Origin of the sequence: Streptococcus suis (assembly GCF_024509555.1) — a bacterium.
Taxonomy (GTDB): Bacteria; Bacillota; Bacilli; order Lactobacillales; family Streptococcaceae; genus Streptococcus; species Streptococcus suis_AD.
On sequence record NZ_JAMWEL010000018.1, the window covers coordinates 15,497 to 38,833 of the forward strand.

21 protein-coding genes and 1 tRNA gene are annotated in these 23,337 nt (G+C 43.1%); 3 read left to right on the forward strand and 19 right to left on the reverse strand.

The annotated features are described in order from the left end of the window. Nucleotides 1-7: 7 nt before the first annotated feature. The 12 genes from NF418_RS07985 to NF418_RS08040 all read right to left on the reverse strand — a co-directional run bounded on the left by NF418_RS07985 (nt 8) and on the right by NF418_RS08040 (nt 11,853). Nucleotides 8-898 carry an ROK family protein gene (locus tag NF418_RS07985; RefSeq protein ID WP_256779139.1) on the reverse strand — a complete coding sequence of 297 codons (891 nt, stop codon included), beginning with the start codon at nt 896-898 and terminating at the stop codon, nt 8-10. A 9-nt stretch (nt 899-907) separates the two neighbouring features. Then, a complete protein-coding gene (locus tag NF418_RS07990) occupies nt 908-1,828 on the reverse strand; it encodes a dihydrodipicolinate synthase family protein (RefSeq protein WP_256779140.1) in 921 nt (306 codons plus the stop codon). After that, on the reverse strand, nt 1,825-2,484 hold the full coding sequence (locus NF418_RS07995) for a DUF624 domain-containing protein (RefSeq protein WP_256779141.1): 660 nt from the start codon (nt 2,482-2,484) through the stop codon (nt 1,825-1,827). Before NF418_RS07995 ends, NF418_RS07990 begins: the two co-directional genes overlap by 4 nt. A gap of 32 nt (nt 2,485-2,516) precedes the next feature. Continuing rightward, nucleotides 2,517-2,972 (reverse strand): YhcH/YjgK/YiaL family protein, encoded by a 456-nt coding sequence (locus NF418_RS08000; protein WP_256779142.1) that lies wholly within the window; start codon nt 2,970-2,972, stop codon nt 2,517-2,519. A 29-nt stretch (nt 2,973-3,001) separates the two neighbouring features. Next, a complete protein-coding gene (locus NF418_RS08005) occupies nt 3,002-3,832 on the reverse strand; it encodes a carbohydrate ABC transporter permease (RefSeq protein ID WP_024378605.1) in 831 nt (276 codons plus the stop codon). Between the two features lie 13 nt (nt 3,833-3,845). After that, nucleotides 3,846-4,733, reverse strand: coding sequence for a carbohydrate ABC transporter permease (locus tag NF418_RS08010; RefSeq protein WP_024380549.1), 888 nt, complete (start codon nt 4,731-4,733; stop codon nt 3,846-3,848). A 155-nt stretch (nt 4,734-4,888) separates the two neighbouring features. Next, nucleotides 4,889-6,202, reverse strand: coding sequence for an ABC transporter substrate-binding protein (locus tag NF418_RS08015; RefSeq protein ID WP_105108376.1), 1,314 nt, complete (start codon nt 6,200-6,202; stop codon nt 4,889-4,891). A 53-nt stretch (nt 6,203-6,255) separates the two neighbouring features. Next, a complete protein-coding gene (locus NF418_RS08020; protein ID WP_172083157.1) occupies nt 6,256-6,957 on the reverse strand; it encodes an N-acetylmannosamine-6-phosphate 2-epimerase in 702 nt (233 codons plus the stop codon). Nucleotides 6,958-7,181: 224 nt separating this feature from the next. Next, nucleotides 7,182-7,751: a carboxymuconolactone decarboxylase family protein gene (locus NF418_RS08025; RefSeq protein WP_256779143.1), complete on the reverse strand. Its 570-nt coding sequence runs from the start codon at nt 7,749-7,751 to the stop codon at nt 7,182-7,184. A gap of 131 nt (nt 7,752-7,882) precedes the next feature. Further along, entirely contained in the window at nt 7,883-9,622 is a 1,740-nt protein-coding gene (locus NF418_RS08030; protein ID WP_256779144.1) for an ABC transporter ATP-binding protein, read from the reverse strand. Further along, complete coding sequence (locus NF418_RS08035; RefSeq protein ID WP_256779145.1) at nt 9,619-11,349, reverse strand: ABC transporter ATP-binding protein; 1,731 nt, start codon at nt 11,347-11,349, stop codon at nt 9,619-9,621. Before NF418_RS08035 ends, NF418_RS08030 begins: the two co-directional genes overlap by 4 nt. 431 nt (nt 11,350-11,780) lie before the next feature. Further along, nucleotides 11,781-11,853: transfer RNA gene (locus tag NF418_RS08040), tRNA-Thr, on the reverse strand. Nucleotides 11,854-12,059: 206 nt separating this feature from the next. Here NF418_RS08040 and NF418_RS08045 point away from each other — a divergent pair. Both NF418_RS08045 and feoB read left to right on the forward strand, forming a co-directional pair. Continuing rightward, nucleotides 12,060-12,530 carry a ferrous iron transport protein A gene (locus NF418_RS08045; RefSeq protein ID WP_256779146.1) on the forward strand — a complete coding sequence of 157 codons (471 nt, stop codon included), beginning with the start codon at nt 12,060-12,062 and terminating at the stop codon, nt 12,528-12,530. Further along, entirely contained in the window at nt 12,530-14,671 is a 2,142-nt protein-coding gene (gene feoB, locus NF418_RS08050) for a ferrous iron transport protein B (protein ID WP_256779161.1), read from the forward strand. The genes NF418_RS08045 and feoB overlap by 1 nt, the downstream gene beginning before the upstream one ends. Nucleotides 14,672-14,872: 201 nt before the next feature. Here the strand turns inward: feoB and ftsX are convergent, their stop codons facing one another. The 6 genes from ftsX to NF418_RS08080 form a co-directional block, all read right to left on the reverse strand. Continuing rightward, nucleotides 14,873-15,802: a permease-like cell division protein FtsX gene (gene ftsX / locus NF418_RS08055; protein ID WP_256779147.1), complete on the reverse strand. Its 930-nt coding sequence runs from the start codon at nt 15,800-15,802 to the stop codon at nt 14,873-14,875. Continuing rightward, nucleotides 15,795-16,487, reverse strand: a complete 693-nt coding sequence (ftsE, locus tag NF418_RS08060; RefSeq protein WP_105108367.1) for a cell division ATP-binding protein FtsE — start codon at nt 16,485-16,487, stop codon at nt 15,795-15,797. The genes ftsX and ftsE overlap by 8 nt, the downstream gene beginning before the upstream one ends. Nucleotides 16,488-16,523: 36 nt before the next feature. Next, nucleotides 16,524-17,619, reverse strand: a protein-coding gene (gene prfB, locus NF418_RS08065) for a peptide chain release factor 2 (protein ID WP_105108366.1) whose coding sequence is annotated in 2 segments (ribosomal slippage) — nt 16,524-17,546 and nt 17,548-17,619 — 1,095 coding nt in all. Because the reading frame shifts where the segments join, the coding sequence is not laid out codon by codon here. Nucleotides 17,620-17,654: 35 nt separating this feature from the next. Continuing rightward, on the reverse strand, nt 17,655-18,782 hold the full coding sequence (gene queG / locus NF418_RS08070) for a tRNA epoxyqueuosine(34) reductase QueG (protein ID WP_256779148.1): 1,128 nt from the start codon (nt 18,780-18,782) through the stop codon (nt 17,655-17,657). Nucleotides 18,783-18,822: 40 nt separating this feature from the next. Beyond that, nucleotides 18,823-19,311, reverse strand: coding sequence for a VanZ family protein (locus tag NF418_RS08075; protein WP_172083164.1), 489 nt, complete (start codon nt 19,309-19,311; stop codon nt 18,823-18,825). Between the two features lie 143 nt (nt 19,312-19,454). Next, entirely contained in the window at nt 19,455-19,877 is a 423-nt protein-coding gene (locus NF418_RS08080; RefSeq protein ID WP_256779150.1) for a TM2 domain-containing protein, read from the reverse strand. Nucleotides 19,878-20,010: 133 nt separating this feature from the next. On the opposite strand from NF418_RS08080, the gene NF418_RS08085 reads away from it, so the two are divergent. Continuing rightward, entirely contained in the window at nt 20,011-20,400 is a 390-nt protein-coding gene (locus NF418_RS08085) for a hypothetical protein (RefSeq protein WP_256779151.1), read from the forward strand. A gap of 124 nt (nt 20,401-20,524) precedes the next feature. Here NF418_RS08085 and NF418_RS08090 read toward each other — a convergent pair whose 3' ends face one another. Next, nucleotides 20,525-23,209, reverse strand: a complete 2,685-nt coding sequence (locus NF418_RS08090; protein WP_256779152.1) for a cation-translocating P-type ATPase — start codon at nt 23,207-23,209, stop codon at nt 20,525-20,527. Between the last annotated feature and the right edge of the window lie 128 nt (nt 23,210-23,337).

Here is a 23,337-nt window from a genome sequence, read left to right on the forward strand (position 1 = left end):
GCTACTCCTATCTCAGACCTTGCTTTTGTTGGAAATGATAGAAGGCACCCAGCATACCAGCAGCATTCTCATGCTCTGCAAAGGCCAATCTTGTCTGATCAACCAGACTCGGTAAGAGATGGCGTTTAAGGGCTTCTTGTAAAATCGGAGCAAGATACTCTTTCTGAGCCATTATTCCACCACCTAGAATGACAATTTCTGGATTTGTCACATAACAAATAGTAGCTATCCCTTTACCCAAATAATCTGTAAGTTGATGAATAGCTGCCTGACATTTCCGATTTCCAGCTTTCGCTTCTTCAAAAATTCGCAAACCATCCCATTCAGATACAGAATCTCCATGCAAGTCTGCCACATGTTGAACTAAGGCTGTCGTAGAGGCTATATCCTGAAAAGCACCTTCAGCAAGAGGCAGGTAGCCGACTTCACAAGCGGCATTGCTAGACCCATGATAAATTTCTTTATTGATCAGCAAGCAACCTCCAATGCCCGTGCCAATGGTCAAGCAGAGACTAATCTGGCAATCCTGACCAGCACCTGAAATCCCTTCTGCTAGACCCGCACAGTTTACATCATTTTCAATCTCACAAGGAAGACCGAAACTTGTTTCAATTTCAGACTTAAACTGGGTACCAGCATAGTTTGGAATTTGTGGTCCTGAGTAGAAAATCTCTCCCTTGTCAGGGTTAACCATCCCAGCTGAAGAAATGGCTACACCAGACAGGGGGGCTTGGGCATGGAAATCTGCCACTAGTTTTTTGACTGTCGCTAGGATATGGGGACCACCCTTGTAGGCTTCCGTGTCCATCTTGTAACTTTCAAGAATTTGACCTGCTGCATCTAGGCGGCCATATTTAATCTGAGTTCCGCCAATATCAATGGCAAGATAGGTTTTCATAGACACCTCCTAGGCACCAAATCTTTCCTTGGCATCCCGAATGACCTGAGCTGCTTCTTGAGCAATGACCAAGTCTGCTTCCGTCAAGGCTGTCAGAGGTTCACGAACAGAACCAATATCCAAGCCATCATTGATACGGATGACTTCCTTGATGACAGCGTACATATGACCATGACCGGATACCAGTTTACCAATAATAGTATTGATAGTCGCCTGCAATTGACGGGCTGTTTCCAAGTCCTTGTCCGCAATCAATTGATTCAAACGCAGGAAGAGTTCTGGCATAGCGCCATAGGTACCCCCAATTCCACCTTTCGCCCCCATGAGGCGACCACCTAAGAATTGCTCATCTGGACCATTGAAGACTACATAGTCCTCGCCACCAAGGGTTACAAAAGTATCTATATCCTGAACCGGCATAGAGGAATTTTTCACCCCAACCACACGTGGATTTTTCAACATTTCCTTATACAGACTTGGTGTCAAGGAAACACCTGCCAGTTGCGGAATGTTGTAGATAATGAAATCGGTGTTTGGTGCAGCTGCACTAATGCCGTTCCAGTAAGCAGCGATACTGTACTCTGGCAAACGGAAGTAAATAGGTGGGATAGCTGCAATAGCATCAACACCCAATTCTTCCGAATGGCGCGCTAGCTCCACGCTGTCCTTCAAATTGTTGCAGGCCACATGGTTGATGATGGTCAATTTGCCCTTGGCAACTTCCATGACCGCTTCAAGAATTTGCTTGCGGTCTGCCACACTTTGGTAAATACATTCACCAGATGAACCGTTGACATATAGCCCTTGAACACCCTTGTCAATGAAATACTGAACCAGGGCTTTTACACGTTCTGAACTAATCTCACCAGCCTCGTCATAACAGGCATAGAAGGCCGGGATAATTCCATGATATTTCGATAAATCTTTCATTCTAATTCCTTTTTAACTGTTTTTATTCTTGACCCAAATTCTCTAATAAATAGAAAGGATAGGCCAGCGTAGGCAAAAAATAGCAGACAAACCAGACCGATTAAAAATGTCAGGTCTGAATAAAAGAGGATAGCAGCTACAAGTAGAAAGACCAGACCAACCATAGCCGTCAAGGACAGCATATTCCCCAGGCATAAAATTCCTTTTAGGAATAAGTCTTTCAACTGCAAATCAAATCGACTGGCTAACGGGTAGATATAGACCCAAAGTAACTGACTAAAGAGCAGGATGGCAATACAGCTTGCACGAAAACTGTCAAATACCAGACCAGCCTGTCCCCAAATCAGATATAGATCCAAGAGGCAAAATGTCGTTAGCCCAATTTCTACCAGTGACAAGACCAGACCCTGTTTCCACTGGCGACCAAAATGACCCCAGTAGGTCGACCAGACCTTGACTTTCCCCTCTTCATTCATGTCCCATAAACTCGCTTGGAGGGCTAGTTTGGCAATTCCCAAGGTAAAAAGAGGAAGACTTGCCAAAACAGTTAAGCCATTTAAGAGCATGAGATCAAAGAGTTTTTCTACCAGTTGCCATGCTGGATGATTGGCATCAAACAAGGACTGAACCAGTGTTCTACCACCCTTTCCTTTCATTTACATCTTCCCCTTTCTATTTTAGTTGAAAACTAATCGTCTAGTAAGACTTTAATGACAAACTTGCGGACAGTCTTTTGTCCACCTGCCCATTGGTTTGGCTGATGAACCTCACCAGGTAGGAAAATGGCAAAGTAATTCCCATCAAGTAGGCAATCCACCCATTTTTCACTCGGAACAAAACCGATATCACTTGTTGGATCAAAACCAGAATCTTCTCCAACCAGACGACAACCGTAAGAAATTTGTTCCTGTCCACTGATAACAAAATGGATATCTGCGTAGGAACGATGGTATTCAAATTCCTCCTTGAACTCTTCTGAAAGAGTATTTTCCTGAAGGAAATAATAGACATCCTGACCAGCTAGTTCATACCTGCCTAGGTCCTGCTCGCGAAAATCACCCTTTTCCAAAACAGCCAAGGCAAGATCCAAGTTGGGATGTAGTCCCTTATATTGTGAACAATTGTCAATATGATCATAAATCATAGTTCTATCTCCATGAATTAGCCAGATTCTTATCCCTTAACTGCTCCCATGGTGATACCTTGAGTAAAGGATTTTTGGAAGACAAGGAAGACAGTAACAATTGGTACTGCAGCCATTGCCGCTCCCGCCATGATAACACCATAGTTGGTTGCCATTTCAGCCTGCATAGTTGCAACACCTAGCGAAATGGTCAAATTCTGACGTGAAGTCAACATAACCAACTGCATGAAATAGTCATTCCAAGAGTTGATGAAGGTAAAGATAGCCAAGGCTGCAAAACCTGGTTTGACAATTGGAAAGGCAACATTCCAGAAGGTTGACAGCTCACCACATCCATCAATCTTAGCAGATTCCAAGAGCTCTGTCGGAATATTTTCTGAGAATTGCTTCATCAAGAAAACCCCGAATGGCCAGCCAACTAGTGGTAGAATCACCGCTGCTAAGGTATCATGAATACCCATAAAGTTGATAATCCGTACCAGAGGTACAAGCACAACCTGTTTAGGTAAAGCCATGGCTGCGATAAAGATTGAGAACAAAATCCGCTGTCCATAGAAGCGTTTCTTAGCCAATACATAACCTGCTAGAGAGGATGTTGAACAAACCAAAATCATGGTCGCCAAGGAGATAAAGACTGAGTTCCAAAGCCATTGCAAGGCTGGGTTTTGGACTGTCAATTTAGTAAAGTTTTCCATGGTTGGCTGGGTTGGCCACCACTGAGGCGGAATCACAATGGTATGAGGTTGTGACTTAAAGGCACCTGTCATAATCCAATAGAAGGGGAAGATGAAAAGGATGGTCAACAAGAGCAAGATAATCGTTGAAATAACACCAAAGGGTGTAATGGTTTTCTTTTTCATAGTTTCCTCCTTTCTAGTATTCCACATCATTACCCAAAATCTTGAATTGGGCAAAGGAAATCAGTGCAATCATAACTGCCAGGAAAACACCCATGGTATTTGCATAACCATACTCAGACAACTTGAAGGCTTTTTCGTACAAGTAGTACATGAGGGTGGACGTTGAATAGTTAGGTCCACCTGAGGTCAAGAGCTGAATAAGGGCAAAACATTGGAAGGAGTTAATGGTAGTAATAACTGCGATGTAAAGAGTGGTTGGTAAGAGGCTTGGCCATTTGATTTGCCAGAAAACCTGATGTTCGTTGGCACCGTCCACACGCGCAGCTTCTACCAAGGAATTATCAATATTTCCAAGAGCTGCAATGTAAAGAATAATGGGCTGACCAACTGAAGTTGTTAAGAGGATAATGATAATGGCTAACAAGGCCCACTGTTTATCCCCTAACCAACTGATATTTTGTTCAATAAGGCCGCCAGATTTCAAAACGAAGTTCAAGATACCTGACAGGGGATCGTAAATCCATTTCCAAACAACCGTTACAGCAACGGAACCCGTTACAACAGGCAGGAAGAAAACTGCACGGTAGAAGGAACGAGCGATGACATTCTTTTCATAGGTCTGCGAAGCGACAAAGACTGAAAAGAAGACAACTACTGGCACTGAACCAACCACGATAATCAATGTGTTAATCAGAGATTTGATAAAGATCGGATCATTAAACATCCGTACATAGTTATCCAGTCCAACAAAGGTGAAATCTGTCATGGTATAGTTAAAGAAACTGGTGACAAATCCCATGATCATTGGAGCTAGTACAAAAATGGTGAAGAAAATGAGAATAGGAGCCAAGAAGGTATAGGATACAATGGTTTCCCGCATTCTAATCTTATTTATCTGCACTTAGAACACCTCAATTCTATTCGTAATCATTCTTTATGAAAATCAAAATACCTACTGAAAAAATAATTCTTGATTTTCACAAAGCATGAAAGGAATGGCTCCTTTTCCATATCTATTGAATAGCTAACAGAGAAAAGGAGCCTCATTCAATTCATTTATTTAATCGTTGCGTTTGCTTGCTCAGTGAATTCTTTCAAAGCTGGTTCTGCTTCTTTCTCGCCATTTGATACAGCTTGAAGCATTGGGAACCAAAGAGTTCTCATTTCAGCAAATCCGTCAATGGTGTTGTAGTATGGTGAGTAGTAGCCAGTCCACTTATCAATCATAGCCATGCGTTCGTCATCATAGAGAGCACCAAATGAAGTACGAACTGGGAAGGCACCTGTACGAACAACGTTCTTAGGCCCCCATTCTTTGTCATCTGCGATGAACTGGATGAATTTCTTAGACGCTGCTACACGAGCTTCGTCGCCATTATTAAAGACTGCAAAGCCGTTTACAAGGTATTCAAGAGCTGCTTTACCATCTTCAGATGGGAATGGTACTTCAAGAACTTCTACTTTAGATGCTTCTAACAATTGTCCTTGGATACCGTTTTGAGCAGGCCCCCAAAGGATAGTGTAAGATGTTTGACCATTTGCAAAGTTTTGGATGTCATCGCCACCTGCGTATTGAGAGCCATTCATCATGTAGCCGTCTTTAATCCAGCCAGCTGCCTTATCCAAGGCTTTGATCATTTGTTCAGAATCAGTTGTATACTTAGTTACGCCTTCGTCTGTGATGCTACCACTGTAAAGGTTTGCCAAGAAGGCACGAGTACCTTGGTCACCACCTTGACCGTTAGAGAAGAGGGAACCTGGGTTGTAGCCTTTGTCTTTCAAAGCTTTGATAACTTTTTCAAAGTCGTCTGTTGTCCAGCCATCTTTGACAAGATCAAGAACACCTGCGTCTTCTAGCATGGCCTTGTTAAATGCCATATAGAAAGGTGCAGAGCTGAGTGGATACATGTAGGCAGTATCACCAGCCTTAGATGCTTGAACAATATTTTGGTTTGCAACATCTTTGACAAATTCATCTGTGAAGAGGTCATTCAACTCAGCCAATTTGCCATTTTTTCCGTAGGTAATGATACGACCTGGTGCATCAAAGAGGACGTCTGGAGCAGTACCTGCTTCGATAGCAGTTGTAATTTTTTCAGGACCAGATGTAAAGTCGATGGTTTCCAATTTTACAGTGATGTCTGGGTTTGCTTCCTCAAAAGCAGCAATAATTTTTTGCTCATAGGTACCAACACCATCTTCTGTATTTTCTTGCGTGAAGACTGGGAAGGCCCACCAAGTGATCTCTGTCTTACCAGAAGCACTAGAATCAGCAGTTTTTTCAGCACTAGTATTGCTTGAACTGCTACCGCACGCTGCAAGTGACAAAACTGCCACACCAGCTAACAATGAATGTATGATTTTTTTCATCATTCTTCTCCTTTATTTTTTGCTTCCCCATATGGGGGTATTAGACTGTGTAACTATTTTTTCAGAGCCTGGATAAACCGCTCTGCTATTTCTTTAGGACGGGTAATAGCTCCGCCAACGACAATACCCGCCACACCCAACTCGTGAATGGTTTTGGCTTGATCTGGATAGTGGATTTTTCCTTCTGCGATAACATCAATCCCTGCTCGACAAAGTCGATCAACCAGCTCAATATCCGGTCCTTCTTCTTGTCGGCTATAAGATGTGTAGCCTGATAGGGTCGTTCCAACAAAATCAATTCCAGCCTCGTGGGCTACAACGCCTTCCTCATAAGTGGAAATATCTGCCATGAAAAGTTGGTTTGGATATTTTTCCTTAATACTCCTAATGAACTCTTCAATAGTCAGACCATCAAATCTTTCCCTTCTGGTACAATCCAGGGCAATGACTGCAATGTCTAGTTCAGCTAGCTCGTCCACTTCTCTCATCGTTGCCGTAATGAAAGGCTCTTGAGGAGGGTAATCTCTCTTGATAATTCCGATAATCGGTAAATCGGTTACCTCTTTTATTTCACGAATATCTCGGACACTATTGGCTCGAATACCTACGGCACCTGCTTCTTCTGCCGCCTTCACAAGCAAAGGCATAATTCCACCCTCTTCCCTATATAAGGGTTCACCAGGCAAGGCTTGACAAGAGACGATTATCCCACCCTTGATCTGCTTGATTAGGTCTTCTTTAACTAGTTTTGCCATTATTTCTCCTTTCTGTTTTAAATAAAGATAGCGCTTACAATATTAATTATATAATATATTGATATTTTTTCAATAGTTTTTTATAAATAAATTTAAATTTCTATTTTATCAAAAAAATAGTCTCATTCTGAAACTACTTTTCAATCCATTTTTTTTGAACACTAAAAAACCAGGTGAGGTATGACCTCAACTGGTTTATCAATCTCTATCATCTCAGAATTAGCTTACAAGGCATATGGTTGCAATTCTGGATTGATTGGTGTATTGATTAAATTATTAGCGTAATTACACAAAGTCGCTAGGCTAACACCAAGTACAACATCCAAGGCACCCTCAGCTGTATAGCCAGCTTGGAAGAATTCCTCAAGCAACTGGTCCCCAATCTTACCTTTTTCATGAATAACTGCCAAAGTAAAGCGTGCCAGTGTATCCAATTTCGCATCTGCCTCAATAGGTGTCCCCTGACGAAGAGCCTGTAAAATCTCATCTGGCATTTTAATCTGCTTGATAGAGATGGCTGTATGCCCCGCTACACAGAAGCCACATCCATTAGCAACCGCTGCTGTGATTTGCACGACTTCACGTTCAGTCGGTGTCAGGCTGTTACGACGGTTGATGCCACCAACTGTCTGATAAGTTTCCAAAGCGGCTGGAGAATTAGCCAGAAGTCCAATTAAGTTTGGAATGTAGCCACCATTATTTTTCTTGACCGTTTCCAAATTTTCTCTCAAATCAGGTCTAACAGTGTCCAAGGTATGAATAGGGAAAATTGCTTGTGTCATAGAAAACTCCATTTCATGCTTTTTTACATCAAGTCATCAATCCTGACTTCCATGATATAGCACTATCCTATCATACCTCTAAAAGGTTTGCTAATATATTTTAACTATCATTCCAATAAAGAAAAACTATAATTTATTGTTTCCTAAACCCTAGATTGAATCTCATGCATCTGGGCATAGACGCCTCCTTGTTCAATCAGATCCTCGTGTCTGCCACGTTCGATAATGCGACCTTGGTCCAAGACCAAAATCTGATCTGCGTTTTGAATAGTAGAGAGGCGGTGGGCGATGATAAAGGTCGTCCGCCCTTCTTTGACAACTTCCATAGCGTGCTGGATAATCTCTTCTGTCTCCGTATCGATATGGGAAGTCGCCTCGTCCAGAATCAAGATTTTTGGATCGGAGTAAAGGGTGCGAGCAAAGGCAATCAGTTGCCGCTCACCGCTGGAGAAGGCTGCACCTTTTTCGACAACGGGCTCATCCATGCCTTTTTCTAATCGAGCCAGCATGGGCCCTGCTCCGACTTTTTCAAGCGACTGGGCAATCTTCTCCCTATCCGCCTCTTCCTCGTTCATGGCTACGTTGCTGGCGATTGTACCAGTGAAGAGATAAGGATCTTGTAGAACAATTCCCATGTGACTCCGCAGGCTCTCCCGTGAAGAATCACGGATGTCTTTCCCGTCAATCAAAACCCGTCCCTCCTGAGGATCGTAGAAACGATAGAGAAGGTTCATAATGGACGACTTGCCCGAGCCTGTGTGGCCGACCAAGGCAATGGTTTCCCCCTTGTCTGCCTGAATGACAATATCCTTGAGAATAGGCTTGCCAGCTTCATAGGCGAAGGTCACTTGGTCAAAGACCACCTGACCGTCTGTCACCATCAATTCAGCACTAGTATCAGACTCCGTTTCTTCTTCCAAGAGGCTCCTGACTCGCTTGCCTGTTTCCACAGAACGCAGGAGGTTGGGGAATTGCTGGACAAGATGCCCCAAGGCAATAAAGACCCCTTCGATATAGTTGATATAGACGAAAAGGCGGCCAGGTGACAGGTCCGACTGTCCCTTGAGAAATTGGTAGCCCACAATGGTCAAAATTCCTGTGATGACCAGATACTTTACAAGCTCGGTCAAGTTCCAGGTCGCAATGGACTGGGCCCAGATAATCTTATTATCCGCCCGCCGCATCTTGTCGGTCGTCGCTTCAAACTCCTCCATGACCCGTTCTTCCTGACCAAACAGTTGAATCAGGCTAGCACCATTCATGGTTTCATTGACCTGGGTATTGACATCACTTCTGGCATCATAGAAGTCCTTCATCGGATTGTCTGTCATCTTCTTATAACCGTACTGAATCCCCATATAGAGGGGAATCAGCACCAGAAGGACAAGACCCAAGGTCGCATTCATATAGAAGAGAATGCCATAGGTGAAAATCAGACGGACGATGTTGTTAAAGACATTGACCAGAGTACCATAAAACTGGGTCCGCAAGGTCTCCGTATCATTGACAATCCGTGTGGCAATCTTACCAGCAGGTTTGTCATCAAAGTAGGAAATGGGCAGCCGCTGCATGACATCGTAGGCTCGATTCCGCAACTGCTCCGCAATGCTATTGGCACAGTACATGAGCATCCGCATAGAAGCATAAAACCCCAAAGCTCCAGCCGCATTCATCAGCATATAGCGTCCCAAGTCCTGCAAAAAGACTGCTTGATCCAAGACCGTTCCCTTACTGATAGCTGTCAAAGGTCCGTCAATCAAGCCCTGCAAGATCAGGGGAGCAAAGCGGACCAGGGTAGAAGCCAGTAGATAGATAGCCACCGCCGCCATAAAGAGCCACTTGACCCGCTTGATTTCTTTTAATAAATAACCGATAACGCTCATTCTTCCCCTCCTTCCTGGCTTTGTTGGCGTTGGTATTGTTCATAGTACCAGCCTTCTTGGACTAGCAAATCAGCAGGCCGTCCTTCCTCGACGATCCGCCCCTCATCCAAGACCAGCACCCAGTCCGCATGGTTGACAGCAGACAGACGGTGGGTCACGATGACATTGGTTTTACCCGCACGTTCTTTTTGAATATTTTGGATAATCTGGCGTTCTGTTCGAGCATCGACTGCCGACAGAGAATCGTCCAGGATCAGCAGATCTGGCTCTCGCAGGAAGGCTCGGGCAATGGAAATCCGTTGTTTCTGACCACCAGAAATGGACACGCCCCGCTCACCAATCATGGTGTCCAGACCGTCACTCATCCGCTCCAAGTCCTTGGTAAAGGCTGCCGTGGCAATAGCTTTCTGGATGTCCTCAGGACTGCTATCCAGCTTGCCCAGAGCAATGTTTTCGCCAACCGATTTGGAAAAGAGGATATGCTCTTGAGGAACGTAGCCGATTTTTTCCTCGATAGACGAGCGTTCAATCTCTAAAACAGGCTGACCGTTAATAGCAAATTCTCCCTGGCCGACTGGATACTGACGGAGCAACTGACGGACCAAGGTGGTCTTGCCTGAGCCAGTCTTTCCAACGATACCGACTGTCTGACCAGCCGTCAGAGTCCAGTTAATGTCCGAAATGCTGGCCCGTTCTGCCTGTGGGTAGCTAAAGCTGTAATCCTTGAAGGAAATGCTAGTCAGCTCTGCTATTGCCTCCAAACCGTCCGCCTCCAAGTCGTCGCCTGTCTCAATGAGCTCCTGCAGCTTCTCAAAGGATGTCTTGCCTGTCTGATAAACCAAGATGAAGTCAGCCAAGGTCCAGAAGGGCTCGAGGAGGGAGCTGACATAGAGCTGGAGGGCGATGACTTGACCAAGACTGAGGTCGCCATTTTGCAGGGCATGGGCTCCTAAGAGGAGAACCGCCGCATTGGACAGGGCCAGAAAGACCGTTGCTAGCGGATTATAGAGAGACTGAAGGGAGGTGATGCGGTTACCACCTTGAGCCAGTCGTCTGGTCTTTTCTTGGAACTTAGCCTCCTGACTAGCCTTTTTGCTGTAAGCCCTCGTTACGCGAATCCCCTCAACCACTTCCAATACTTCTGTGTTAAGTGCCGCAACGGCATCACGGTTTTCATCAATAGCCAGGTCCTGCTTCCGTCCGATGAGGAAGATACAGGTTGCCATTGCAACCATTGGCAAAATCGCCCAGAAGGAAATCTTCCAGTCAATCAGAAACATGGTCGGAATGATAAAAGCCAACATACCACCTGCATAAACCACAATCATGAGGCCGTAACCCACCATTTCCATGAGCCCATCCACATCCGTTGAAAAACGGGTCATGATATCGCCTGAGCGAAATTTTTCATAAAAAGGGGTCCGCATGACGACCATTTTTCGAAAGGCCCGTTGTTGCATCTCAAACTTGAAGTTGACCGAAGCCTGAAAGAGCTTGAGGTGCCAGATAAAAGCCATGGCGTAGTTGAGCAAGGTTACCAAGAAAAGCAGGGTCATATCCTGGACCAAGCGGGATTCTGTCAATCCTTGACTGGCCAAAGTATCCACCATCCGCTGAATAATCTGGGTTGGTACCAAGAGCGTGGCGTCATATATAATCAAAGTCACAGCAACCAACAAGTAAAGCCACTTGTGCTGCTTGACATAGTCAAAAATTAATCGAAACATATAATCTCCTTCTTCGATAGCCTTTAAAAAATCATCCACCTTCAGCTTTTAGACACAAAAAGGCCCGGGATGAATACACTCCAACCCGGGCACCCTCAAGTCCGCAAAAAGAAACTAAGGTGTCAGCTTAGAAAGGAGTGGTTGCTGAAAAAATGCTACTGTCTTTACAAGCAATTGTTTCATGATGTTCTCCTTTCTTTTCTAGTTTACTACCTTGTTCCTATTCTAACATACTGAAACCATCTGTCAAGCTATTTTCCCATTTATAGAAAACTTTGCTTTATCAAACTATTCAGCCTCCCATTCCCCAGACCCGAACAGACTTCTAGCCTTACTTCATACCAGCTAGATCATGGTTCTAGTTCTCACTAGTTATTTGGGGCAGACATAACAAAAACCCTTGTCTATCAAGGGTTTTCGACGTTAATTTATGCTAGTTGCCGGGATTGAACCGGCGACCTCATCCTTACCATGGATGCGCTCTACCGACTGAGCTAAACCAGCATTACTATACTAGTTTATCATATATTTGATATTTGTCAATACTTATTTGAAAATATTTAAAAGTCTTCAGCCAATCTATCAGATGCACCACGTATTTTTCAATCACAGATTTGCTCAGTTTAGCAAAACAAGTTTTTCCTAGAATTTTCTGACATTTTTAAACTTTTGTGCTATACTATTGTTATATATTTCACAAAGGATTGATTATGCAACTTGAAACACTAAAAATTGGGTATAGTTACACCATTTCCAAATGTTTGGCTCAAGAGGATATTCGACGACATCTAGCCCATCTGGGTTTGAAAGAGGGACAAGAAATCCGCTTGATTTCAAAGACTAAGACCAATGCTATTATTCAGATTAAGGCCAGTCGTTTGGCACTGGACCAGGCAGTCATTGAAAGTTTAGTCCTTGAGGAAATTTCAGATAAGCAAGAGCCACTCTCCCTCGATCAATTACCGATTGGAAGCTCTGCCAAGGTTCTAGAAATCTGCGCAACTGGTGCCCTTCGCCGTCGCTTGATGGACATGGGTCTTACCAAGAACACGCAGCTATTTCTCAAAAAAGTTGCCCCCCTCGGTGACCCTATCGAAATCACCTTACGTGGCTACGAGCTGACCCTACGTAAATCCGAGGCACAGATGGTGCAGGTCCGTCTGACGGAGGAAGTAAAATGATAAGCCAAATCGCCCTTGTAGGTAATCCCAACAGTGGAAAAACAACCCTTTTTAACCTCTTGACAGGTACCAACCAGCGTGTCGGAAACTGGCCAGGAGTGACGGTTGAGAAAAAATCAGGTCTGATAAAACATCGCAAACATCTAGTTCTACAGGATTTACCAGGAATCTATTCCCTTTCACCCTACACAACTGAGGAAGCTGTTGCCAGAGATTATCTGATGACTGGCCAGCCTGCTGCTATTCTCAATGTCGTTGATGCGACAAATTTGGAACGCAACCTCTATCTAACCCTGCAATTATTAGAAATGGGTCTTCCTACTGTTATCGCCCTCAATATGACAGATGCTTTGAAGAGTCAGGGAAAAACGGTTAACAGTGACCAACTCGCCTATCAACTAGGAGTTCCAGTTCAGCCAATCAGTGCCTTAAAGAAACTAGGCATTCCCCAACTCCTTCACGAAGTTGAAAAATGTAGCCATCAGCACATCGAACCAATCTTTCCTCAGTATGACAAGCAATTTGAAGCTGCTTTGTCACAAGTATTTGACCTCTTGCCCGACTCCATCCCAGACCATCAAAAACGCTTCTATGCGATTAAGTTACTGGAGCAAGATCCGATTATCTTGGAGCAATGTCCTTTAAATCAACAATCCCTACTCGATTTACAGGAAATTATTACGATTTTGGAAAAAATATACGCAGACGATATGGAAGCCATCATCGTCAATCAACGCTACCAGCTGATTGAGAATATCGCTGAGCTAGTCACCAAAGAGAGCAATACCAGCTTTAACCTATCTGACAAAATCGACCAAGTTGTCACCAACCGCTTTCTTGCCCTACCTATCTTTGCGATTGTCATGTGGCTGACCTACTTCCTCTCTATCCAAACTGTCGGAACCATGGGAACAGACTGGGTCAATGATGTCTTATTCGGTGAACTAGTTCCAAACTATATCCAACATTATCTGAATGTTTTTGACATTGCTGATTGGCTTCAATCTCTGGTGCTCGATGGAATTGTGGCCGGCTGTGGAGCCATACTCGGCTTTGTTCCACAAATTTTTGTTCTCTTTTTCTGTCTTGGAATTTTAGAAGACATTGGCTACATGAGCCGCATTGCCTTTGTCATGGATAGGATTTTTAGACGCTTTGGCTTATCTGGAAAATCGTTCATTCCCATGCTGATTTCCACTGGCTGTGGTGTTCCAGGAGTCATGGCCAGCAGGACCATTGAAAATGAACAAGATCGAAAAATCACCATCATGACAGCTACTTTTATGCCCTGCTCTGCCAAACTTCCCATCATTTCTTTAGTTGCCGGAGCCTTCTTCCCAGACAATCCCTGGATTGCCCCAAGTGCCTATTTTGTCGGCATGGGAGCCATTGTTCTATCTGGTATGGCCCTTAAAAAGACCAAGCAGCTGGGCGGAGTAGCTAGTCCCTTTATCATGGAATTACCCTCCTATCATCTACCAGAAATTAAAACTGTCGGCCGCTATGCTTTCGACAAGGCTCTGAGCTTTATTAAGCGGGCTGGAACCATCATTTTCGTAACCAATATCGTCATATGGCTTGCTAGTTCCTACAACTGGGGTTTGCAGATGGTTGAAACAGAGGAGAGCATTCTGGCTTCTATTGGACGCAGTTTCTCCCTCTTCTTCCAACCGCTTGGATTTGGCAATTGGCGGGCAACTGTTGCGGCCATCACAGGACTACTAGCCAAGGAAACCGTCATTGCCACCTTTGGTATTCTCTACCGATTAGGAGAGACTACTGAAGAAAATCCTGAACTCTGGGGACTGCTACAGCAAGATTACACTGCCTTGTCAGCCTATTCCTTCTTGGTCTTCAACCTCCTCTGTGCCCCCTGCTTCGCAGCAATCGGTGCTATTCATCGTGAAATGGGAGAGGCCAAATGGACCTGGATTGCTATCGGATTCCAGACGGGACTGGCCTATGCAACCAGCCTAATTATCTACCAGTTGGGGCTCGTACTAATTGATGGACAAACTCCAACAGCTTGGACTTTTATCGCTCTTATCTTGCTACTAGCAGCCATCTATAGCTTGCTGAAAAAACCTGCCACTCGGTTACCCATTGTTACCCTAAAAAAACTTGAAAAGGGAGAATACTAATGCCAACACTTATCCTCTTTCTTATCATTGCAGTACTATTTATTCTAGCCGTTCGCAGCCTAGCAAAAGGAAAAAGTTCCTGTGGAGAATGTTCCTGTGATTGTGCCATTAAGCAAGAAATGGGCGATTCTTCACACCACTCTCACTCATAGCCAAACGCAAAAGGTCCGTCACCAAATAAGTGCGGACCTTTTAATATCATTAAATTTTCAAATAACGGTTCATGGAAATAACTGAACCAAGCGAACCAATAAAAATACCAATCAAGAAAAGGGAACCAATCATGCCCGGAATGAAAATATCCATGCTGATCAAAGACAAATCTTGACTAGCAAGACTAGCATTTACTGAACTATATACCATCTGGTATAAGAAATAGATAAGAGTTGCTGGTAATACCGCACCGAGTAAACCAACCCAGGCACCTTCCCAAAGGAATGGACCACGGATATAGCTATTTTTTGCACCAACCAAACGCATTATCTGAATTTCACGACTTCGTGAAATGATGGTAATACGAATGGTATTTGAAATCAAGAAAATAGCTGTAAATAAGAGCAAACCAGTAGCTGCAAGCCCCCAAGTACGAACTAGATTTGCAAGTTTGAATATCCGTTCCGTTTCAACCTCTCCATCCCTTACCTCAGTTACACCATCTATTTTTTCGATTTCAGCAGCAACAGATTTAACATATTGTGGATCTGTGGTATCAATGATATAAGAATCATACAAGGGATTGGCATCTCCTTGGAAAAGATTCCATGTTTCTCCTAGGGTAGCTGTCAATTTTTGTAGTTGCTCATCCTTACTGGAGTAAGTCACCTGTTGAACATTTGGTAGTGCTACTATTTGATTATAGACTTTTTTAAAGTCTGGATTAGCAACAGCCTCACCGGCTTCATTTGCAATCATCTCAGCCTGATCCGTGGAATTCGCTCTTAAATAGACGTTAATTCTCACATTATTTTCCAAATCCGTTGCTAACTTAGCGGTATTCAGAATTACGGAGCCAAAAAGTCCAACTAAGGATAGAGTGATGGTTACTGAAGAGATTGCCGCAATGGTCATCCAACCGTTTCGCTTTAAACTTTTCAGTGACTCTAATAAGTGTTTAAAAAATCGTCTAATCATCGTATCCGTACTCTCCTTCCGCCTCATCTCGTACAACGCGACCATCTTCAATAGCGATAACACGGTGCCGAAGAGTATTCACAATCTGGCTGTTATGTGTCGCCATCAAAATAGTTGTTCCCTGCAGATTGATACGTTCCAAGAGGTTCATGATTTCCCAAGAGTTTTCAGGATCTAAGTTACCAGTCGGCTCATCGGCAATCAATACTTTTGGATTATTGACAATCGCACGAGCAATAGCAATCCGCTGCTGCTCACCACCAGAAAGCTCATTAGGGAAGGAACGAATCTTGTGCTTCAGACCAACCAAGTCCAAGACTTCCATAACACGTTTCTTGATATTCCGTGGTTTTTCACCAATAACTTCCATTGCATAAGCAATATTCTCAAAAACTGTCTTTTTAGGTAAGAGTTTATAATCTTGGAAGACCACTCCTACACTACGACGTAGAAGTGGAACATCCCTTTTCTTAATCTTAGCCAGGTCAAACTTCCCAACCGTCAAACTACCCTTATCAAGCTTTTCTTCACGGTATAAGAGTTTAATAAAAGTTGACTTACCAGCACCCGAAGGTCCTACGATATAGGCAAATTCGCCAGCCTCAACAGATATAGACACTCCTCTAAGAGCAGTTGTCCCGTTCCCGTATTTCTTGGAAACATCTTTCATTTCAATAATTTTCATAAGATATTCTGTACTAGACAGACCTTTCTTTAGATTTTAGCTAATTCTCCATTTTAGATAGGCATCGATAAATCCGTCCAAATCCCCATCCATGACCTTATCTACCTGAGCCACTTCATGACCAGTACGATGATCCTTGACCATGGTGTAAGGTGTAAAGACATAGGAACGAATCTGGCTACCCCAAGTAATTTCTTTTTTATCTCCCTTGAGAGAGTCGACTTCTGCCGCCTTCTTCTCCTGCTCCAATTGATACAATTTAGCTTGCAAGAGTTTCATAGCCCTATCTCGGTTGCCATACTGGGTACGATCAACTGTCGATTGAGTCACAATACCTGTCGGAATATGGGTCAAACGCACACCAGTTGAGACCTTGTTGACGTTTTGTCCACCAGCACCACCTGAGCGGAAGGTATCCATTTTCACCTCATCATCTCTGATTTCAATTTCAATGGTATCATCCAACTCTGGCATAACTTCCACCGATGTAAAGGAAGTATGGCGACGTTTTGCTGAGTCAAATGGTGAGATACGCACCAAGCGATGAACACCCATTTCTGACTTGAGCAAACCATAAGCATTTGGACCTGTAAAGCTAAGGGTTACTGACTTAATACCTGCTTCATCTCCAGCTTGGTAGTCCAAGGTTTCTACTGTAAAACCTTTGGCATTACCAAAACGCTGATACATCCGAAGCAACATTTCTCCCCAGTCCTGAGCCTCGGTACCACCGGAACCTGGATGGATTTCCAAGATGGCATTATTGTGGTCATAAGGTTCTGATAAGAGCAAGGTCATTTCATAGGCAGTCATGGATTTGTCCAATTCTGCTAACTTTTCAACCAACTCATCCCGCACAGACTCATCTTCTGCTAGGAAATCCAAAAGAATTTCAGATTCATCATATAAATCCAACATCTGATGGAAATTTCCGTAGGTATTTTTTAATTCATTCAACTCCTGAGAAGTCTTTTGTGCCGCCAAATTATCATTCCAGAAATCTGGCTCCGTCATCTTATTCTCAAGAATGGCAATCTCTTCTTCCAGACCTTCTAAGTCAAAGAGACCCCCTAAAAGAAGTTAATTTTTTGCCAAGTTCTTCAATCTTTTGGCGAATTTCTGCTGTATCCATAAGTACCTCGTTCAAAATTTTATCTTTTCATTATATCATAGTTGCCTAGATTTCACCAGTTCTAAGAAAGCAGCCTGCTCCGCACGCACATCCTCATGATCAGAAGTCAGACTTGCGATAAAGTCTACCAGCTCCTGATTGGGTTGCTTAACCAGCTGGCTCAGAGCCCAAATCGCTGTCGCCATGTGGATCGGATTTTGCTTCTTATCAATGATTTCAATCAGTTTGGGAATGGCAGAGCGGTCATTTGCATTGGCCAGTGCAATAATAGCATTGCGCTGGAGAATATTTTTCCCCCGCCAAGAACCTGCAATCATGCCAAATTTTTCCTTGAATTGCCCATTGGATAAGTCCAGGAAGGGAATTAACTCCGGCTCAGCCAAATCGGGATCCACTTCTACTACAGGGGGACTGGAAATTCCCTTGTTGTAAGGACAACAAATCTGGCAAATATCGCAACCGTAGATAACGGTCTTGATTTTCTTGCGAAATTCCAAGTCCATCATGCCCTTGTCCTGAGTTTGAAAGGACAGACATCGTCGCGCATCCATGGTCGAATCTCCAATCAGGCAGGAGGTCGGACAGGCCTCAACGCAGCGGTTGCAATCACCACAGTCATAATCAACTGGCTGATCTGGTTCGATTTCTAGATTGGTCACCAGTTCCCCTAAAAACATATAGGAGCCAAATTCCTTAGAGATAACCAATCCATTCTTCCCGATAAAGCCAATTCCTGCTCTTCTAGCAACGGCGGTATCCACCAAGGCTCCCGTGTCTACCATAGCCTTATACTCCAGACCATCCGTCAACTGCTCAATCCCACGGGCCAAACGTTCTAGCTTGTCCTGTACAACATAGTGGTAGTCTAAGCCCCAGGAATTCGGCGTTATTTTACCTCGTTTGAACTGAGTCTTTTGAGGTTTGACAGGCAAGTGTCGTGGATAGGCTACCGCTATAGAAATAATGGTTTTCGCTGATTCTAAAGACAGCTTGGGACGAATCCGTTCTTCGATATTCTTATGTTCAAATCCAGACGAACGCCCCTCTTCCTGGCTAGCACGAAGTGATTTCTCCAAATAAGCAAAATCATCTGCCGTTGTAAAACCTATTTTAGAAATCCCAATTTCCTGAGATAATCTAATAATCTCTTCTTTGATATTCATTATATTCATTTTAACAAAAAGTTCTTATCCTTGGCAAGATTTACACAAAGAAATAAGTTATTAATATAATAACAATCGTTAGAATTAGGCAAAAGATATTCATGCGAGCGTAGGCTTTTTCATGCCAAATACTTGTCAAGACATACATGATATTGATGCCGATTGCACCACCAAATCCATTTGCCAGTAAATCCGTAATATCTGCAACACCAAGCAAAAGAGTGTATTGGGCGACTTCAAAAACCAAGCTAATCAGCATGATGACAAATAGATTAACAATCCAGGAAGCCTTGCGAAACAAGATTTCCATATAAATGCCGAAGGGAATGAAACTAACAATATTAAACAGAATTTCTGGAAAATCCAAAACCCCACCATAAACTGCTGTTCCTGCCAGAGGAATGAGGTTTATGCTAGCAAAACCATAGCGACCATATAAGATGCTCAAATCAAATTTAAAAACAATCATCCAAGCCAATAAAATAAGGTAAGTGCTAAATAAAAATACACTGATTTTTCTAGTCTGCATAAAAACCTCCTTTCCAGCATATTTTATCATTATATCATAAAAGCTAGCTTAAAAAATGTCACTTTTATGACAATGAACAGATCTTGTTACAAGTAGTTTACAAGAGATGAAGAAAAGAGGTTTTGAAAACCTCCTTCCACATTCTATTTGGAAAATGTTCGATTACCATACTGAAAGGCTTTATATTGTTGAATTTGAGCCATAAGCCGTTGATAGTTGGCCTCCTTACAAGCCTTCATAATCAAAAAACAGTCAATGAATTTCCAAATATATAAGCCCATAAACAAGAGAATACCAACGAGAATAAAAAGTGTCACAAAAGAAATACCAAAGGTAATCAACTTGGCCGAGCCCATCCGCTTGTCCCCAATATAAAATCGGTCAACACCAAACTCACCAAAAAAGATGGCTAAGATAAGGGCAATCACTGGCTGGCGCATTTCCACCATCATCAGCGCATTCAAAGCTCCCTCATCCAAATCCTCTAGCTCTTTCTGAAGCAGAATTAACTTATCAGATGGTAAATAACTACTCTTACTAAACACATAATTTTGTAAATAATTCATATAAATCCCTCACTCACAGAAATTATAGCAGTTTCTTATTCTTCAGGCAAGCCTATAGGGTAAAACAGCAGCAGAAACCGTTTACATTTTATATTTTTTTGCTATAATGAAACTAGATTACAAGGAGATTCTTATGAGAGTTATTATTCATTATCCAAAACCTATCAAGCAACTATCCTCCCAAAGACTTCCACTCCTGGTAGATGGAAAAATAGCTGGGACAGTTACTCAAGGAAAAATTTTAAGCCTACCAATTACACAACCATCTGTTACACTAAGCGTTCGAGGGGATAAAAAGTCAGCCATTCAAGTTAAAGAGGGCGATAGGGTTCAAATAGTGGAAAACAGCAAATACTTCACTCTCTACTATTTCAGCTTGGCTATCATTCCCATTGTCTTACTGTTTGACTTACCAACACTTATCAAAATAATTCTCTCCATATTAGCACTAGCCTTCACTTTGTTGGGACAAGCAATCTTCCCAAAATACCTTATCAGTACAGAAAAAAGCTCAGACCACTAAATCTGAGCTTTTTCAAATGATATAGTCTTCAGTTTGCTTTTAGTACAAGGCAATGAGTCGCAGGCTGTACTGAAGTACGGCAAGGCGAGTTAACGAAGTAAAAAAGATAAACTGAATAACTATATTAGATAGCTTTTTCATCCAATCCCATCTTACGTTGAACAAATTTAACAATTTCAACAACGACAACCATGATGCCTGAACCAATAATCGCTACCAACCATTGAGTCGGTGTCAAGATTGAAACCTTGAAGAAGGTATTGAATCCTGGAATTACCAAGGTTGCCATCAAGAGCAAGAAGGCAGCTACGATAGACCAGTTAAAGAGTTTATTCTTAAATGGACCAACTGTAAAGATAGATTGGTAAACAGACTTCACGTTGAAAGCATGCACCAACTGAATCAAACCAAGAGTCAAGTAAGACATAGTAAGAGCATCTGCGTGAATTTCTTCATAGGTGCTGTGTTCTGGGAATAACAAAGCATAGCCATAAACACCCAAAACAAGTGCCGTTTGAAGGATACCTTGGTAGACGATAGAGCTCAAGACACCACCTGAGAAGAAGCTTGAATTACGTCCACGAGGTTTGTGGGTCATAACACCTGGTTCAGCAGGTTCGACACCAAGAGCGATAGCTGGAAGTGTATCTGTTACCAAGTTAATCCAAAGGAGATGAACTGGCTCCAATACATCCCAACCAAAGAGGGTTGCAAGGAAGATACACAATACCTCAGCAGTGTTAGCTGATAAGAGGTACTGGATTGTTTTTTGAATGTTAGAGAAGACCTTACGTCCTTCTTCCACCGCAACGATAATGGTCGCAAAGTTGTCATCTGCAAGGACCATATCAGAAGCACCTTTCGAAACTTCCGTACCAGTAATACCCATACCGATACCGATGTCGGCTGTCTTAAGCGACGGTGCATCGTTTACACCGTCACCTGTCATGGCAACAACCTTACCATCATTTTGCCAAGCCTTAACGATACGAACCTTGTGTTCTGGAGATACACGCGCATACACAGAGTATTGCTTGAAGACTTTCTGGAACTCTTCATCTGTCAACTCATTGAGCTCAGCACCAGTGAAGACATGGTCTTCTGTATCATGTTCATCGATGATACCAAGACGTTTGGCAATAGCCTCAGCTGTATCCTGGTGGTCACCAGTAATCATGATTGGACGGATACCAGCTTCCTTAGCAACACGAACTGCTTCTGCTGCTTCAGGACGCTCAGGGTCAATCATACCAACCAAACCTGAGAAGACAAGATCGTTTTCAACGATGTCAGATTCCAATTCAGGAATAGCATCCACATACTTGTAAGCCATCATCAAGACACGAAGAGCTTGCTTGGCCAAGGACTTGTTGGTTGTCAAGATCGCTTCTTTATCTGCATCCGTGATTGGGCGAACAGTACCATTCTCTTCGATTTGTGTCACACGTTTGAGCAATTGGTCTGGAGCACCTTTAACAGCTACAAAGAAGTTTCCAGCAGCTTGTTGGTGAATGGTTGACATCAATTTACGTGTTGAGTCGAATGGCAGTTCAGCCACACGAGGCTCAGAAACCAAGACTTCACGAACATCAAAGTTTTGATCCAAACCAAATTGAACAAGGGCTGTTTCAGTTGGGTCACCGATTAATTTACCAGTTGGGTCAACTTTTGTATCGTTGGCAAAGTTCATCACGCGAAGCGTTGTATTGCTTGCATCCAAAGCTTCTTTTGCATCAATCAATTGACCATTTGTATAAACCTTCTCAACCGTCATTTGGTTCATAGTCAAAGTACCAGTCTTATCTGATGCGATAATTTCAGTTGAACCAAGTGTTTCTACGGCTGGTAACTTACGGATGATGGAGTTACGCTTAGCCAGTACTTGAGTACCAAGTGAAAGAACAACAGTAACGATAGCTGGCAAACCTTCTGGAATGGCAGCAACCGCAAGTGCTACAGAAGTCATAAGAGCAGGCAAGATTCCTTCTCCACGAACAAAGACTGATACAGCCATTGTAATCACTGCGATAACCAATACTGCATAGGTCAAGACTTTAGACAACTGGTGCAAGTTCTGTTTCAATGGAGTATCTGTTTCATCTGAATTGGCAAGCATGCCTGCGATATGCCCCACCTCAGTGTACATACCAGTGTTGGTAACCACACCAAGACCACGTCCGTAAGTAACGTTTGAGTTTTGATAAGCCATGTTGACACGGTCACCGATTGGTGCATCTTCAGCCAAAACTGCTGACAAATCTTTATCAACTGGTACAGACTCACCTGTAAGAGCGGCTTCTTCGATTTTGAGGGAGTTAGCTTCCAACAAACGCATATCCGCAGGAACAACATCACCCGCTTCAAGCAAGACGATATCACCAGGAACCAAATCTTTTGAATCAACCTCAACAACGTGACTATCACGAAGAGCACGCGCAACTGGGCTTGACATGTTCTTAAGAGCTTCAATAGCTGCTTCCGCTTGACCTTCTTGATACACACCAAAAGCAGCATTCAAGATAACCACGGCCAAGATGATGATAGCATCTGTCAAACCATGTGAACCTTCTGTAATCACCGTCAAGATGGCTGCTGCAATCAAGATAATGATCATCAAGTCCTTAAACTGATCCAAGAATTTCGCTAAGAGTGTACGCTTTTCACCCTCATCTAATTCATTACGACCATAGTCTGCTAGGCGCTTGCTAGCTTCACTGCTAGACAAACCGTCTAAAGAAGACTCCATGCTTGACAATACTTGCTCTTCGCTTTGTGTATAAAACAAATCGCGTTTTTGTTCTTTTGACAATTTCCTTCTCCTTTTCGGCCTCTTCTCTACCTTGTACAATAAAAAAGAGACCTGTTTTATTAAAACAAGTCTCGCTATTTAAGATAGTGCCGGAAACGATTTTCGGAATGACGACACTACCACGGAAA